Source organism: Polynucleobacter sp. IMCC30063, from assembly GCF_021395235.1.
GTDB lineage: Bacteria > Pseudomonadota > Gammaproteobacteria > Burkholderiales > Burkholderiaceae > Polynucleobacter.
In genome coordinates this window covers 95,833-110,843 of record NZ_JAJVCQ010000006.1, presented here as the reverse complement: position 1 = coordinate 110,843, position 15,011 = coordinate 95,833, and the positions used below count along the sequence as shown (strand labels likewise).

The window sequence follows — 15,011 nt, the reverse complement described above, 5'->3', positions numbered from 1 at the left end:
TACCTGACCCAAGTTCAATAGTTAATGCGCCCCCGTGTGACCCATTGGTTGCACGGGTAGTTTCACCTCTACCTCGCCTGCTTTAGCAAATTTTAATTTCACGGGAATGAAGTCGCCCGCCTTTAACGGCGTCTTAATGCCAATCAGCATCAAGTGAAGGCCGCCAGGCTTTAATTCAACTGTTCCAGCAGCAGGTACATCAATCGCCTTCACTTGGCGCATTTGCATCGTATTGCCTTCCATCGACATCGTATGCAATTGCACCTCATCAGCTACGGGTGTGCTAGCGCTAATTAATTGATCAGCTGCGCCTTGATCAATAATTTTCATAAAACCGCCGGCTACTTTTTGACCAGGTACAGTGGTGCGAGTGTAAGCACCCTCAATTTTTATTTTACCGACTTGCGCATCTTGTGCGGCAACACTAAAGGCTAGTGCTATACCGCTGACAAACATTACTACTTGCATCATTCGTTGCCTTTGATTTGCTGAATTCATTTGCTTCTCCTGAGATAAAAATACTGTAAATAAAATTGTTTTAAATATAATTAGTTTCGATTAATCATTACTGTTTTAAAAACCAAGCCTTTAATGCGGCGAATTGAATCGGCCCTGTTTTGCGCTGCCACTGCCCATTTTTATTAATTAAAATGGTAATTGGCGTTTCGCCATGCCATTGAGGATCAACCTCATAACGCATCGCGTCATCAAAGGGTTGAAAAACAGAAAAATTATTTGCGTTCTGTAACTTTGCCCGCTGTAACATTTTTTGCACCATCTCTGGCGGAACATCGTCGACTTGCACAAATATCACTTTAGCTTGTTTATTTTGACTGAGAAATTTACCCCATTGGGGCATTTCTGCCATACAAGGCGCACAAGTCACTCCCCAAAAGTGTACTGCTAGTGGCTCACCTAAGTTAGCTTTACTGAGCTGTGCCCAGGTGCCATTTTGATAGGCCTTTACTGACTCACTTGCTTGCACGGCTTGCAGCATAAAAAATGTGGCTGCTAGCATTGATAAATAACGCTTCATTCGGCTTGTCCAATCGATAACAGTTGATAACCCTGAGCGCGCGTCAGCCAGGATAAAAATACGTTTTTGTTTTGATTAATGAGTAAAGGATGATCGGTATAGCCTACTGCCTCAGCAATCGGTTTAGCAATCGACCAAGTCTTGCCATCGTCCTTTGAGTACTGCAGATAAATAATTGCCTTTTCGCCATTAAATTCTTTCCACACCAGCCATACTTCTTTGCCTATAGTTAATAAATATGGGCGAGCAACATTCCTATTCGCATTACCTAACTGACGTGGCGGTGAATAAGTTTTGCCTTCATTATTCGAATTGGCATAAAAGACACCTTGTCGCGCACTCCCCTGGGTAAACCAAGCAACATGTGTTGTTCCAGTATCTGCAATCGCTATTGCTGGCCCATGGTGTGGACAAACATCCGTTTTCCAATGGTCGATCGCCACCCGCTGAATTGGGCCTACACCATCATTCGCTTTCGTCGGTAAGCCCTGTGAGGTCTGCTGCTTGAAAGAGAGAACTTGGGTCGCCTGATCACGCACCCCACCTGGAAATATTCCCCGATAGGCCAATACAGGAAATTGTTGCGGGTTTAAGGCCATGCCTATGCGACAACATTCGCAGCTTTCTTGATTCACAATGGTTTCAGCTTGAAAGCTCACGCCGCCATCGATTGAGCTAGCATAAGCAATCGAACCACCCAATTTTTTATTGCCCTGCTTATTCGCAGCCTGGACCACGCGCTTATCAATCCAGGCAAGATGAATCTTGCCCTTGGCATCAGCCGCCAAGATCGGAAATCGTTCACTAGCCCCACCCTGAATCAGCGCTTGTGCTTGAGTAAACGTTTTACCACTGTCTGTCGAACGCGCGGTATTAATTTGCGCATTCCAATTACTATCTTTAAAAAAAGCATAGGCAATAAATATATTGCCTTTTGGGTCAACCGTTATTTGCGGCCTTGCATCGCTGCCTACGTCAAGCTTCTTTTGATGGTTAGCAATTTCTACTGGCGTACTAAATGTCATACCTAAATCAGCAGAATGGGATAGAGATACAGCGCCGCCTGCAGTCCAAATTAAAAAGAGTTGTCCCGCGCTCGTTAAAAATGGTGTTGCTGCATTGGCACACTCAAGACTAGTCCCCTTGCAGACTTCCATCTGCGGGTGCATCATCTGATGTGACGCTTTATCCATCATTTGACTATGATCATGTTCGGGCATTTGCGCAAAGGTCCCATCGCTAAGCAAGCAGAGCGTCCAAATCAAGATTCTGCAGGAAGCTGGATAGGTCAATTTCAAAATAGCTTCTTTCACAATTACTATTCTCTTCATCATCACCGATCGACTAAAAAGTAAACTTGCCACCAACTGTGAATGCTTGCGGCATTCCCAGCACATAGCTATTGTTATTGCTACCCGAGCCAAAAGTAATGTACTGCCGATTTAACATATTGACTGCAGTAGCATATAAAGTAATGGCTTGATTGATTTCGTAATTAGCCCTTAATCCAAAGATTGCATAGGCTGGTACAGGTAAGGTATGGGCGGTATCCATCCACGAGTTTCCCACATAGCGCATGGTGGTAGTGATGCTCGCCTTAGGCACTGGAAACCAAGTTACTCCAAGATTGCCAATATTCTGCGGTACGCCGGCGACTTGACTGCCGGTTGGATCGCTTGTCGAGCTTGCCGTTAAAACGGTATTAGTGAGTGAATAACCAGCATCTACAGCCCATTGAGGGGAGAGATTGTGATGAAACTGCATTTCTAAGCCCTGACTTTGCAGATTTTGATTATTCGTATAGTAATTAATACTAGTTGAAACACAATTGCCTGCAGCTGCTTTCAACGGATTACTGCCCTTTGCCGCGCCACACAATTGCTGGGCTAAGGCCACGTCTGTCGCATTATTGGCTTTTAAGTTGTAGGTCGTAATGGCATTAGTTATTTGATTAGTAAAAGCGGTTAGCTGCAAAAAGCCTTCTTTCCAACGGTAATCTGTGCCAGCTTCAAAGCCTTTCATAATTTCAACAGTTAAATTTGGGTTAGCAAAATTATTGCCCCCGCTTGATGAGGCATAAGATCTTAAGGTGTTATTTAAGCCTGGTGCATGATAGGCTTGATAAATAGAGCTGCGTAAGTTCCACTCTTTAGATAACTCGTATAAAAAACCTAAATTCGGACTCAAAATGGTTTTATTTTGATTCGAGATATTTTGATAGCTCGCGTTTTTACCATCGGGACCAGTGTTGTAATAGGTCGGGGTTGAACTGCTCCAGTTATCGACCCGTAAAGCTAAGGTAGTTTGTAGTGGAATGAAGCTAGTAGTTGATTTCGCTTGTCCCATTACGCCATAAAAATTCTGCTGCCCCTGGGCATAATTTACTGAGCTTACAGCGCCAGTAGTGGTTAAATTATTAGTTAAGTTAGAACCAGAAATATTCCGTCCATCTACCCCTACTAAAACTTGGTCTACCAAGCCCTTCATATCCTTAATGTATTGCACTCCAGCACCTGTAGTGGAATATGGGTCATAGTAATTTGAACTAATGTAAGGGGTGTTAGTGGCCAACTTCTGTGCATTAAAAACCGAACTTACTGCGGCATTAGAACCATTTTGTTTATTAAAAGCCGTATTTTGATAAAACAAATTAACAAGCACCTTATCGCTCTCACTTAATTTGGTCGTCGTACCAGCAGCAATATCGGTAGTTTGTTTTAAATTGGTAGCGATACTCATGGCATTAGAGTAGTCAGCCATCGTGCCATAACCTATCCGCACAAACCCTTTTGTATCACTACCAGCCTTAAAGTAGCTTTGTAAACGGACGTTGGAATTTTGTGCGGCCGCTGCCCCCATGCCAGGCTTAACACTATTTGCTGCGGCTGGGGAGATCGTCGCGATATTCGTGTAGCCGCCAGTATTTAAATAGTCGGCCGATATGCGTAACTGCATATTCTCGGTAGCCATGATATCTTTCGATGCTGCTAGGTTCACAGTGTTGAAAGTACCGTAATTGGCCGAGACTTCTTGCTGGCTATTTTTAGGTGTGCGGGTATTCATATTAATTACCCCACCCATACCCCAGTTACCCCATAAGCTTGAAATACCCCCACGTATAAACTCAACCGTATCAATCGAAGAAAGTGGCACTAAATTCCACATAATCGTGCCGTAGAAAGCATCATTTAAGGGCGACCCATCTGCCAATACCAAAGTACGAGCATTGCCTAAACCACGTACGTTCAAACTTTGGCCCGTTGGATCTTTCTCGTAATAAGGCTGATCATTTAAAAAGACACCTGGCTGATTTTTTAAAATTTGATCGATGGTTTGATCTGGCGCTAACTCCAAAACCTCCTTGGTCAGAATGGTGGTGTTTAAGGGAATTTGATCTAATGGTGTATCTGAACGGGTAGCGTTAACTGTCACGCCACTTAATTTTTGATCGTAATCGGGTGGTGGCGCAATTTGCGCTTGCGCTAGACAAAAGTACCCTACAGTCCACAGAAAACCTGCACTATTTATGGCTACAGTTTGTAAGGTGCGCTTTTTGAAGTGTCGCGCCCCCTGAAAATGACGGAAATGCATTGCAAACTCCCAGAAACTAAATTAAGCCTACTTGCCATCAATGCGCAACAGAGCGCAATAAAAGCAAGAGAAACCTCTAGGCTTTAGGCCAAGAGGTCAAGTTTTAGATCTGGGTAGGGGGTGCCCGAGCGGGCTGAGAAGTCCAAACAAAAAGTGTTTTGGGTGAAACATAAAAGAGCGCAGGAAAAGCTTGTGTAAGCGCGCCAACTGGCACAACCGACGTTGCCATACTGATATTAATTGCAACTGGGGCATGGGACATGATACAAAGTGGGCAATCGTGATTCATGCCAAGAGGATTGCTCGGCGCCGACTCTGCGGTAGTACTAAGATCAATCGTTAACGCCGCTACTTTATCCCCTTGCGCCTGACAAATTTCCATTGTCAGGCTGGTGGCCGATGCACTTCCTGTTCGCATGGCAGCTACAGCGGGCGACAAGCTACCGACAAGCAATGCAATTGCTGTGCAGACTGCAGCAAAGGAACGCAATCGTTTCATCGTAACAAAGCCATTAACAAAATGAGGCATTCAACATTCACTTAATTGAATGTATGTGAAACTCAAATTATTTTCGATTGGGTTTCACCATTCGCATGATTGTGATCACTGAAACAACCAACCAGACAATAAACAAAATTTGCACAACGCTCATGTTAAGTCTCCTTATGATAGGGTTAAGCTATTTTATAAGAAAATAGCTTAGGTACAACTACTTCGGGTCCGTAAAAGCGGCAGCATTGCCAAAATTGTAGCGATTAATAAGACAATTTCCAAAGCATAAACCAAGGAATAGCCAATTGCCGGGCCATTTAAGGCCTCTGGTAGAAGCTTGGCATTTTCTAAGGCCACTACGAGATCGCGAATCACCCCGCCCAAGCCGACCGCAATCCCTGCTGCCGAAGCCTGAACAGCACCCCAGGCTCCTAAAGCCAAGCCCCGCTGGTCGGCAGGCGCAAAGTTCATCGTCGCCGTAAGGGTGCCGTGACTAAAGAGACCACCGCCAAAGCCTATTAAAAAAGTACCGATAATAAAGACAATGGTGGCCTGCAAAGGCGCAGCTGCAATGACAAAAATAAATGCGGGAATACCGACATAAGCACCCAGCGTTGCCATCCGAAAAGGATCGCTGCCGCGACTTAAGACCCTAGAGGCCCAAGTAAAGCCCCATAACCCGCCAATGGCTAAGGTTGCAGTTAAGGCAGTGGTTGCACTCACACTCATTTTCAACAACTCACCACCATAGGGCTCTAACAGCACATCATTCATACTAAAAGCCATGGTGCCAAAACCTACTACGACCAAACGGCGTACGGCATGACCACCGGTCGTAAAGGTGCGCCATGATTGCATAAATGAAGGCTCGGTCTGATTAACGCGACTACGCACTTGAGCTCGGGTTTCTTGCTTCCATAACGCAATCACATTCAACACGATGGTGATCACTGCCGAGGCTTGAATTACCTGAATTAAGCGTGCAGGGCTAAATTGTTCGAGTGCTAAACCAAAAATTAAGGCGCTGATAATCATGCCGAACAGTTGCATGACATACATTAAACCCACAACCTTCGGCTGCGCTTCAACAGGCGCTAAATCGGTAGCCAGAGCAAGCCCTACCGTTTGCGTTATGTGTACGCCTGCGCCAACAAATAAAAAGGCTAAGCCCGAGGCCGCCCAACCAATCCAGACCGGCGCTTGACTAGATTGACCACCGCCGGATAAAACTAACAAAGCAAATGGCATGATCGCCAAGCCGCCAAATTGCACTAAGGTGCCCATCCAAATATAAGGCACCCTTCTCCACCCTAATGCCGACTGGTGGTTATCTGAACGAAAGCCAATTAAGGCACGAAAGGGGGCAAACAGAATTGGTAATGAAATCATCACCGAAACAATTGAGGCGGGCACATGCAGCTCGACAATCATTACGCGGTTTAGGGTGCCAACTAACAACACTAGAGCCATACCAACTGAAACTTGAAACAGGGATAGTCGTAAGAGGCGAGATAAGGGTAAATCGGCTGAGGCGGCATCAGCAAAAGGTAAATAACGTGAGCCTAGCTCAGACCAACCTTGAATTAACTTTTTGGTAACTCGGTTCATCTAAAAAATTTTACCTTAGCGCTGCAATGAAAAAGGCTGGGATGTGCGATCCCAGCCTTGCACGAAAAGCTAAAGTACTTTACTTCTTCGCTGCAGGTGCTGCCGCCATGGGTGCTGCCATGGGTGCTGCCATCGTTGCTGCTGAACTCGCCATCATCGGTGCATTGCCTTGTAAAAAAGCTTTGACCCAAGTGGTGTTAGAAACAATTGCTAAGTGAACGCAGAAAGAGCTAATCGCTACAGCTGCAATAAAAATAGGAATGCCAACAGTGGGTTTTACAACGGTCCACATTTTTCCGTAAATCATATTGATCTCCTCTTTTTATTTAAGCCAAGGCGAGTAGATATAAGCCAGTAAATGGGCAAGAGCTGCGATCATGCCGAAAAACTGGGTCCCTTGAATCAGATTGCGGTGCAACTCTTCCGATTCAGCGTCGTTTAAGCCCGTAAGGCTTACATTTCCGTTTGACATTGTTTTTGTCTCCCCTAGAAAGACGAACTACTTTCGTGCCAAACCCGCACGAGGGTTTTATGACTAAAGCCAACTGCATGAAACTGTAAAACCACTTCGACTACATGTGTAATATAAAAATTACACTTCGACTTGTCAACAAAATTTTACAGATTTTGCAGATAAACCACCTAGGGGATATACCTATATAGATAAAGGACAATAGCCCCGCTGAGGGGCTATTGTCTGTAGGGCGCTGATGGGGGAGGCTGGGTCTTGTTGGGGGGGATTAACTAGCTAATACCCGCTTTTACAGCGCGTTTTTTGGTGAATTTGCCAATTAAAGGCCAGATTAAGAGGCCTAAGGCGAGGGCCGTAATGGTACCAACTAGGTAATTTGAGAAAAAGATCTCTAAGCTACCCTGGGAGAGCAACATCGACTGGCGGAAGGAATCTTCAGCTCGGTCACCCAGCACTAACGCCAAAACCATCGGTGCCATTGGGTAATCTAGCTTCTTAAAAAGATAGCCCAAGACACCAAAACCCATCATCAACCAAACATCGAAATTCGCGTTATGAACGGTATAAGCCCCGACCGCACAGATCACAATAATGACGGGTGCAATGATCGAAAAGGGAATACGCAAAATCGATGCAAACAAAGGTACGCAGGTTAAAACGACAAATAACCCTGCCAAATTACCCAAATACATACTGGCAATTAAGCCCCAAACAAAGTCTGGTTTCTCGACAAACAGTAAGGGACCCGGCTGCAAACCCCAAATTAATAGGCCACCCAATAACACGGCTGCCGTGGGCGAACCTGGGATGCCCAAAGAAAGCATTGGCAACAAGGCGGCAGTGCCAGCTGCATGGGCCGCTGTTTCGGGAGCGATAATACCCTCCATCTCACCCTTGCCAAAGTTTTCGCCCCGCTTAGAAACCCGTTTTGCCACGCCATAAGACATAAAAGAGGCGGGAGTTGCCCCACCAGGCGTAATACCCATCCAGCAACCAATTAAACAACTGCGTAAGGAAGTAGCCCAATATTTGGGTAACTGCTTCCAAGTCTCCCAAACAATTTGACTACGAATCTTGGCGGTTGCCCCAGAAAATGACAGGCCCTCTTCCATCGATAAAAGAATTTCGCCAATGCCAAATAAGCCGATCACCGCAATTAAGAAATCAAAACCACGCATTAATTCAGGATTGCCAAAAGTTAAGCGTAATTGACCAGTAACTGTGTCCATGCCAACCGTAGCCAAGGCAAAACCCAGCATCATGGCGGAAATCACTTTAAACGGTGAGCCTTTATTCATACCCACAAAGCTACAAAAGGTTAAAAAATAAACAGCAAAAAATTCAGGTGGCCCGAATTGCAAAGCAAACTTCGCCACCAATGGCGCCAAGAAAGTGATCATCACAATGGCAAAAAATGCGCCCACAAATGAAGAAGTAAAAGCCGTGGTTAAGGCAGCCCCTGCTTTTCCATTACGCGCCATTGGATAACCGTCAAATGTCGTTGCCACCGACCATGGTTCGCCAGGAATATTAAATAAGATCGAAGTAATTGCCCCGCCAAACAAAGCGCCCCAATAAATACACGAGAGCATGATGATGGCTGAGGTAGGTGGCATCGTAAAGGTGAGCGGCAATAAAATCGCAATGCCGTTGGCGCCACCTAAACCTGGTAATACGCCAATGATCACGCCCAACGTTACGCCAACGAGCATCAGCAATAAATTAAACGGTGTCATTGCAACCGCAAAACCCTGAAACAATAAATTAATTTCTTCCAACGTAAACTCCTAAAAATGCCGTGCAACTATCTATGTAAATTTTTATTGCATACCTAAAAAGGCTAAGGGGTTAAACCAAGAGCCATGCGGTAGTGGTACCTGAAACCAGATTTCAAAGAGGACATATAAGGCCACACTCACCCCCACACCAACGGCAATCGCCTTCCAGTAAGCGTACTTACCTAGCCAAACCATAAATACGGCAATGTAAATTGCAGCTGACACATAAATGCCAATGAGTTGCACGCCCAAGACAAAAACAAGGGCTGGAAGAAAAACCGCCATCACTTGACGGAACGGCTCTTTTTCAACAAAAGCGTCGTCTTTTTTTTGCTTGTTTTGAAATACTGCTTGATACAAAGTAACCGTACTTGACAGCAAAATAATTAAGCTAATGTAAAAAGGAAAGTAGCCCGATTGTGGTCCATCACTGCCCCACGATGCACCTAACTTAATACTGCCAGTCATCACCACAAATCCAAATATTAAAAATAGTAAGGCAGTAATAATTTCCATCGTTCTAACGCTAACGACCATTTCTTGCTTTGCAGGTTCAGACATAGTTCAATCGATTAAAGATAAAGTATTTAAATAAAATAAAGCTTCTAAATATCGCAGTAGAAGCCTTATTGACTAACAATGATTACTGCGCGATAAAGCCCGCTTCTTTCATGAGCTTGACGTGTAAAGCCTCATTTTTACCAAGCCAATTTACATATTCCTGACCAGTCATAAAGGTTTGGTTAAAGGCGCCGTCAGCCATAAATTTCTTCCACTCTGGCGTCTCGCGTACCTTTTTGAGAACACCAATGAAGTAATCAACTTGATCTTGGGATACTCCAGGCGACATAAAAATACCGCGCAACATCACATAGTCGGTTGGTACGCCAACTTCTTTACAAGTAGGTACGTCATACCAAGATTGAGTAGGAGTAATTTTTTCTTTATAGGGCATGCGCTTTTCATCAAATACGCACAAGGCCCGTAATTTGCCTGCTCGCCATTGCGCTACTGCTTCAATCGGATTATTGACGGAAGAGTCAATGTGATTACCAACTAACTGCACTGCCACATCACCACCCCCCTTGAAAGGAATGTAGGTAAATTTAGCGCCGGTAGCCTTTTCTAAGGCAACGGTAATAATTTGATCTTCTTGTTTAGAGCCGGTACCCCCCATTTTAAATTTACCTGGGCCGGCAGCCTTAGCCGCATCAATAAACTCTTTCGCAGTTTTATACGGTTTTTCCGCGTTATCCCACAAAACAAATTGATCTAAAGCCATCATCGCTACTGGCGTCATATCGCGCCAATTAAATGGCACTCCGGTTGCCAAAGGCGTAGTGAATAAATTAGAAAGCGTAATAACAATTTTATGGGGGTCGCCTTTAGCTTCTTTCATTGCCAAGAAGCCTTCTGCACCTGCGCCAGCTGCTTTATTGACTGGAATAACTGATTGTTTCATCAAATTATTTTTAGTAATGATGCCTTGAATCATGCGTGCCATTTGATCGGCCCCGCCACCTGGGCCGGCAGGAATAATAAATTCAACTGGTTTAGTAGGTTCCCAAGCTGCCCAAGCTGGGTTAATGCTAATAGTTGCTACTGCGACACTAATAGCTAAAAATAACCGATTTTGTTGTTTCATGAATCCCCTCCATTAATGTTAGTTCCCAATCTTACCTTGACTGTTAAGAACTGATGCGCTGATTTTTCTTTAAAAAATGCAAACTTCTGTTGACCAGCATCAATAAAAAAAACTTCTGTGGCTGGCGGGGGGCAATACTTAGTAAAAACCCCTACTTAATTGAGGACCTTATAACCACGACCTTTTAGGCAATTAGTCACCACGGCTTCTTGCGCCTTATTGCCTTGATAAAGTCCATAGCCACCGCCAACAATGGCACCAACTCCGGCAGACTGAGCAATATTAGAGCCCGTGCCGCCTGCCACTAACCCCAATAAAGCGCCAGCAGCTACTCCCATCGCCGCATCAGTAAGACCAGACTTTGCTGCCCCATCTTGCTGAGTTGCATAAGCCTGACACTGCTGTAAATCGGTATCGTATTTAGCCTGATTAACGCCCTGCATATCGACGATCGGCTTGACATTGGCCCCAGCGCAGGCCACTAAAAATAATGGGGTGAAAAAAAGTGCAAAGGCTTTCATGTCTATTTCCTTTTCTATCGCAGATTAAAACGGCAGCCTAATTATTTCAGCCTAATTATTTAATACGGTGATCAACTCTCTTGGCACTAGTATATTGAAATTGGTGCTAAATGGTACTAACAGGTGGTGCCGGAAAGAGGAATCGAACCTCCGACCTTCGCATTACGAATGCGCTGCTCTACCAACTGAGCTATTCCGGCTTAACTCTAATAGAAATTTTAGCTTAGGGGTAAATGATAAGCACGCAACAGTTCAATTTCTTCGGCCGCGCCCAGCATTACTGATACCCGCTGATGAAGCGCAGTCGGCTGAATTTCTAAAATTCGCTGTTTACCGTCAATTGCCTGCCCGCCGGCTTGTTCCACTAAAAAACTCAGTGGATTTGCTTCATACATTAACCGCAACTTTCCTGGCTTATTGGGCTCACGCTGATCCCATGGGTACATAAATACACCGCCGCGCATCAAGACTCGATGCACATCGGCCACCATCGAGGCGATCCAACGCATATTAAAATCTTTTGCCCGCACCCCAGTTGTGCCAGCTAGACACTCTTCAATATAGCGTTGCACTGGTTTAGCCCAGTGCCGTAGATTCGACATATTGATGGCAAATTCTTTGGCAGCTTGTGGAATGCTGATGCCCTGTTTTATTAAAATAAATTGGTCTGTTAATGGATCCAGCGTGAAAAGGTCAACGCCCGCGCCTAAGCTCATTACTAAAGTTGTTTGTGGGCCATACACCACATATCCCGCAGCGACTTGCTGCGAACCTGCTTGCAAGAAATCATTTGGCTCTAGTGGCACATTAGGAGTAGGTTTTTTTAAAATAGAAAAAATCGTACCAATCGATACATTCACATCAATATTAGAAGAGCCATCCAGCGGATCGAATAAAATTAAATAATCCCCGCTACCCGACCCCACGGTAATGGGCAACTCCATTTCTTCTGAGGCAATACCTGCTAGAGCGCTACAGCCGCTCAGCTCTGCAATTAAGGCATCGTTGGCAATGATATCTAGCTTTTGTTGTATCTCACCTTGCACATTGTCAGTACCAGCCGTGCCCAACAAGCCAATGAGGGGGCCTTGGGCAACTGCTTGACTCAAGCCGATACAAGCTTGGCTTAGCGCCAACAATAGCTCTTGTAATCCCACTGGCAAAGCTTGATCTTGAAGACGGAATGCGGCTAAATAGGATTTGAAATTCATCTGCTTATTCTAGAGCTTTATTCACTACCTCTCGCACATCAGCCGAAAGATTAGCGTTTGCTGCCACCTGCTCTAAAGCTGCCCGCATCTTGCTTTGATAAGGCTCGGCAAAAGAACGCCAACGGTCAGCAGCGCGCGCTAAGCGGGCTGCTACTTGCGGATTAATTAAATCAAGCGCTTGCACAGTTTCTGCCCAAAAAGCATAGCCGCTACCATCCCATTGATGAAACCCTGCTGGATTAGCTAGACAAAAAGCATGTATTAAGCTCCGCACCCGATTAGGGTTAGTCATTTTAAAAGCAGGATGATTTCGTAAACTGCGGATTCGCTCTAAGGGGGCATCAAGCGAGCACATGGCCTGCAAAGTAAACCATTTATCTATCACTAGTGGATTATCAGCAAAGCGCTGATAAAAATCAGCTAAACAATCTGTCGCTTTAGATGCGCCCTGCAATACCAAGGCAGCGAGAGCACCAAAACGATCGGTCATATTGTTGGCTTGCTGATATTGATCAAGCGCCAATTGCTGAATACTGAGGTCTTGCGGATTCGCTAATAACAACATACTTAAAGCAAGATTTTTTAAAGCACGCTTGCCTACACTAACTGAATCAGGCGAGTAAGGCCCCGAAGTTTGCATCTGTTGATAAGCACGGAGCCAATCGGGCTGCAGGGTTTTAGCTAGGGCTAGGCGATACGCCTGCCTCGCTGCATAAATTTGTAAAGGCTCAATCGATACGCAGTGCTCGTACAAATAACTTTCAGCAGGTAAGGTAAAGACCAAATCTTTAAATGCGGGATCTAATTCCGCGTCAAGCAGAATGCTACGATAGGCGGCAAGAAGACGCGCATCAGGCAAACGTCCAGCTAAGATTAATTCTAATGCCAGTTTCTGTGCCGCCTCCCAACGATTAAAGGGGTCATCGTCACCTGCTAGCAACATCAATAAATCGGTTTCACTCTGTGCAAAATCTAAAATAATGGGGGCAGAAAACCCACGGTTAAGCGACAGAATGGGCCGTTGGGGCACATCATAAAAAGTCCAAGTTTGTGAGCTGGCACTGAATTCTAATAGTTGTTCTGTGCCACATGGTTGTATTTGACTGGGCTGTGGATTTGCTCGTGTATTAGCAGATAAGTTTTGTACAGGTACAAACAAACGCATTAATAGTGGAATTAAAAATGGCTTAAGCTCTGCCTGGCTTGCCTTCGAGGTGCAAGTTTGGGTTAAGGTTAATTGATATTGCTGCGTAGTTGAGTCGTAATTTTCTCCGACCTTTACGCGTGGCGTGCCAGCTTGGCTATACCAAGCCTCAAATTGACTTAAATCTCGTCCATTAGCATCTGCCATCGCAGCTAAAAATTCATCGCAAGTGACTGCTTGTCCATCATGTCGTTTAAAGTAAAGATCCATGCCTTTACGAAAACCATCGCGACCTAATAAAGTTTGGTACATGCGCACGACCTCTGCGCCTTTTTCATAAATCGTTACGGTATAAAAATTATTAATTTCTTGATAGGCATCAGGTCTTACTGGGTGGGCCATTGGACCAGCATCTTCAGGAAACTGCGCCGCTCGTAATAAGCGCACATCGGCAATGCGACTAACTGCCCTACCCGACTCACTACCAATTTGATCAGCTGAAAATTCTTGATCTCGAAAAACAGTTAAGCCTTCTTTTAATGACAACTGAAACCAATCACGACAAGTGACCCGATTGCCAGTCCAGTTATGAAAATATTCATGCGCAACCACACTTTCAATGCCTGCAAAATCAGCATCGGTTGCTGTCTCTGGCTGGGCCAGCACATACTTGGTGTTGAAAATATTTAAGCCTTTATTTTCCATGGCCCCCATATTGAAATCGCTCACCGCCACAATCATGAAGCGCTCTAAGTCAAGCTCTAAACCAAATCGTTTTTCATCCCATTGAATCGCATGTACCAATGAATCCAAGGCATGTTGAGTTTTTTCTAAATCGTGAGGCTCAACCCATACCTGCAGTAGCTTACTAGCACCGCTAGCCGCAGTGAGTTTTTTTTCTACGCACGCTAACTTACCAGCCACCAAAGCAAACAAGTAGCAAGGCTTTGGAAAAGGATCTTCCCAAACTGCACTATGCCACCCATTTTCTAAGCGCTCGGTACTGATTAAATTTCCGTTTGAAAGTAATACCGGAAAATCAGCTTCCACTGCACGCAAAGTGACGCGATAGCGTGCCATCACATCAGGTCGATCTAAAAAGTAAGTAATCTTTCGAAATCCTTCAGCCTCGCATTGGGTAAAAAAATTACCATTCGAAACATACAGTCCCATCAAGGAGGTATTTTTAGCTGGCACACAAGCGGTGATGATTTCTAAAACAAATGCATCTTTACCTTGATTTGGTAAAGCGTGAATGGTTAATAATTCGGGCGTAATTTCAAATTGACGATGGGGGGTGCCATTAATTCGCAAGCTAATAAATTCTAGGTCTTGCCCTTGAAGCACTAGAGAAGTGTGCTCACCGGTTGTAGGTTCAACTGAAATTCGACTCTTCACAATGGTGCGCTCAGGATTAAGCGCGAAATCTAAAGCGACTTGCGTAAATGTAAAGGGTGGAGGGGTGTATTCAAGCCTGCGAAAGCTTAATGGCAAATCGTTTTTCATCACCGT

General features: G+C 44.9%; 14 protein-coding genes and 1 tRNA gene. All 15 read right to left on the bottom strand.

The window, feature by feature from the left end; translation table 11 throughout:
• Window positions 1-21: 21 nt before the first annotated feature.
• The gene (locus tag LZG75_RS11350) at window positions 22-498 is read right to left on the bottom strand and encodes a copper chaperone PCu(A)C (protein WP_233937587.1); all 477 of its coding nucleotides are present in this window, start codon (window positions 496-498) and stop codon (window positions 22-24) included.
• Window positions 499-565: 67 nt separating this feature from the next.
• Window positions 566-1,036 (bottom strand): TlpA disulfide reductase family protein, encoded by a 471-nt coding sequence (locus tag LZG75_RS11345; RefSeq protein ID WP_233937586.1) that lies wholly within the window; start codon window positions 1,034-1,036, stop codon window positions 566-568.
• Window positions 1,033-2,301 carry a sialidase family protein gene (locus tag LZG75_RS11340; RefSeq protein WP_233937585.1) on the bottom strand — a complete coding sequence of 423 codons (1,269 nt, stop codon included), beginning with the start codon at window positions 2,299-2,301 and terminating at the stop codon, window positions 1,033-1,035. Before LZG75_RS11340 ends, LZG75_RS11345 begins: the two co-directional genes overlap by 4 nt.
• Before the next feature lie 79 nt (window positions 2,302-2,380).
• A complete protein-coding gene (locus tag LZG75_RS11335) occupies window positions 2,381-4,627 on the bottom strand; it encodes a TonB-dependent receptor (RefSeq protein WP_233937584.1) in 2,247 nt (748 codons plus the stop codon).
• A 103-nt stretch (window positions 4,628-4,730) separates the two neighbouring features.
• On the bottom strand, window positions 4,731-5,156 hold the full coding sequence (locus LZG75_RS11330; RefSeq protein WP_233937583.1) for a DUF2946 family protein: 426 nt from the start codon (window positions 5,154-5,156) through the stop codon (window positions 4,731-4,733).
• Between the two features lie 171 nt (window positions 5,157-5,327).
• A complete protein-coding gene (locus tag LZG75_RS11325) occupies window positions 5,328-6,728 on the bottom strand; it encodes a PucC family protein (protein ID WP_233937582.1) in 1,401 nt (466 codons plus the stop codon).
• Between the two features lie 79 nt (window positions 6,729-6,807).
• Complete coding sequence (locus LZG75_RS11320) at window positions 6,808-7,035, bottom strand: light-harvesting protein (RefSeq protein WP_233924712.1); 228 nt, start codon at window positions 7,033-7,035, stop codon at window positions 6,808-6,810.
• A gap of 15 nt (window positions 7,036-7,050) precedes the next feature.
• Window positions 7,051-7,200 carry a light-harvesting antenna LH1, beta subunit gene (gene pufB / locus LZG75_RS11315; RefSeq protein WP_233924713.1) on the bottom strand — a complete coding sequence of 50 codons (150 nt, stop codon included), beginning with the start codon at window positions 7,198-7,200 and terminating at the stop codon, window positions 7,051-7,053.
• Between the two features lie 272 nt (window positions 7,201-7,472).
• Window positions 7,473-8,978 carry a tripartite tricarboxylate transporter permease gene (locus LZG75_RS11310; RefSeq protein ID WP_233937581.1) on the bottom strand — a complete coding sequence of 502 codons (1,506 nt, stop codon included), beginning with the start codon at window positions 8,976-8,978 and terminating at the stop codon, window positions 7,473-7,475.
• A gap of 42 nt (window positions 8,979-9,020) precedes the next feature.
• On the bottom strand, window positions 9,021-9,539 hold the full coding sequence (locus tag LZG75_RS11305) for a tripartite tricarboxylate transporter TctB family protein (RefSeq protein WP_233937580.1): 519 nt from the start codon (window positions 9,537-9,539) through the stop codon (window positions 9,021-9,023).
• A gap of 82 nt (window positions 9,540-9,621) precedes the next feature.
• On the bottom strand, window positions 9,622-10,623 hold the full coding sequence (locus LZG75_RS11300) for a tripartite tricarboxylate transporter substrate binding protein (RefSeq protein ID WP_233937579.1): 1,002 nt from the start codon (window positions 10,621-10,623) through the stop codon (window positions 9,622-9,624).
• 155 nt (window positions 10,624-10,778) lie between these two features.
• Window positions 10,779-11,144 (bottom strand): glycine zipper family protein, encoded by a 366-nt coding sequence (locus tag LZG75_RS11295; RefSeq protein WP_233924717.1) that lies wholly within the window; start codon window positions 11,142-11,144, stop codon window positions 10,779-10,781.
• 124 nt (window positions 11,145-11,268) lie between these two features.
• Window positions 11,269-11,344: transfer RNA gene (locus tag LZG75_RS11290), tRNA-Thr, on the bottom strand.
• A gap of 18 nt (window positions 11,345-11,362) precedes the next feature.
• Entirely contained in the window at window positions 11,363-12,355 is a 993-nt protein-coding gene (locus LZG75_RS11285; RefSeq protein WP_233924718.1) for a class 1 fructose-bisphosphatase, read from the bottom strand.
• Window positions 12,356-12,359: 4 nt separating this feature from the next.
• The gene (gene pepN, locus LZG75_RS11280; RefSeq protein ID WP_233924719.1) at window positions 12,360-15,005 is read right to left on the bottom strand and encodes an aminopeptidase N; all 2,646 of its coding nucleotides are present in this window, start codon (window positions 15,003-15,005) and stop codon (window positions 12,360-12,362) included.
• Window positions 15,006-15,011: the final 6 nt, after the last annotated feature.

Excerpts from the sequence above, each read along its gene's own strand:
- LZG75_RS11285 (WP_233924718.1), bottom strand. The coding sequence starts at position 12,355 with ATGAATTTCAAATCCTATTTAGCCGCATTCCGTCTTCAAGATCAAGCT.
- LZG75_RS11295 (WP_233924717.1), bottom strand. The coding sequence starts at position 11,144 with ATGAAAGCCTTTGCACTTTTTTTCACCCCATTATTTTTAGTGGCCTGC.
- pepN (WP_233924719.1), bottom strand. The coding sequence starts at position 15,005 with ATGAAAAACGATTTGCCATTAAGCTTTCGCAGGCTTGAATACACCCCT.
- LZG75_RS11330 (WP_233937583.1), bottom strand. The coding sequence starts at position 5,156 with ATGCCTCATTTTGTTAATGGCTTTGTTACGATGAAACGATTGCGTTCC.
- LZG75_RS11350 (WP_233937587.1), bottom strand. The coding sequence starts at position 498 with ATGAATTCAGCAAATCAAAGGCAACGAATGATGCAAGTAGTAATGTTT.
- LZG75_RS11300 (WP_233937579.1), bottom strand. The coding sequence starts at position 10,623 with ATGAAACAACAAAATCGGTTATTTTTAGCTATTAGTGTCGCAGTAGCA.
- LZG75_RS11345 (WP_233937586.1), bottom strand. The coding sequence starts at position 1,036 with ATGAAGCGTTATTTATCAATGCTAGCAGCCACATTTTTTATGCTGCAA.
- LZG75_RS11305 (WP_233937580.1), bottom strand. The coding sequence starts at position 9,539 with ATGTCTGAACCTGCAAAGCAAGAAATGGTCGTTAGCGTTAGAACGATG.
- LZG75_RS11335 (WP_233937584.1), bottom strand. The coding sequence starts at position 4,627 with ATGCATTTCCGTCATTTTCAGGGGGCGCGACACTTCAAAAAGCGCACC.
- LZG75_RS11325 (WP_233937582.1), bottom strand. The coding sequence starts at position 6,728 with ATGAACCGAGTTACCAAAAAGTTAATTCAAGGTTGGTCTGAGCTAGGC.
- pufB (WP_233924713.1), bottom strand. The coding sequence starts at position 7,200 with ATGTCAAACGGAAATGTAAGCCTTACGGGCTTAAACGACGCTGAATCG.
- LZG75_RS11320 (WP_233924712.1), bottom strand. The coding sequence starts at position 7,035 with ATGATTTACGGAAAAATGTGGACCGTTGTAAAACCCACTGTTGGCATT.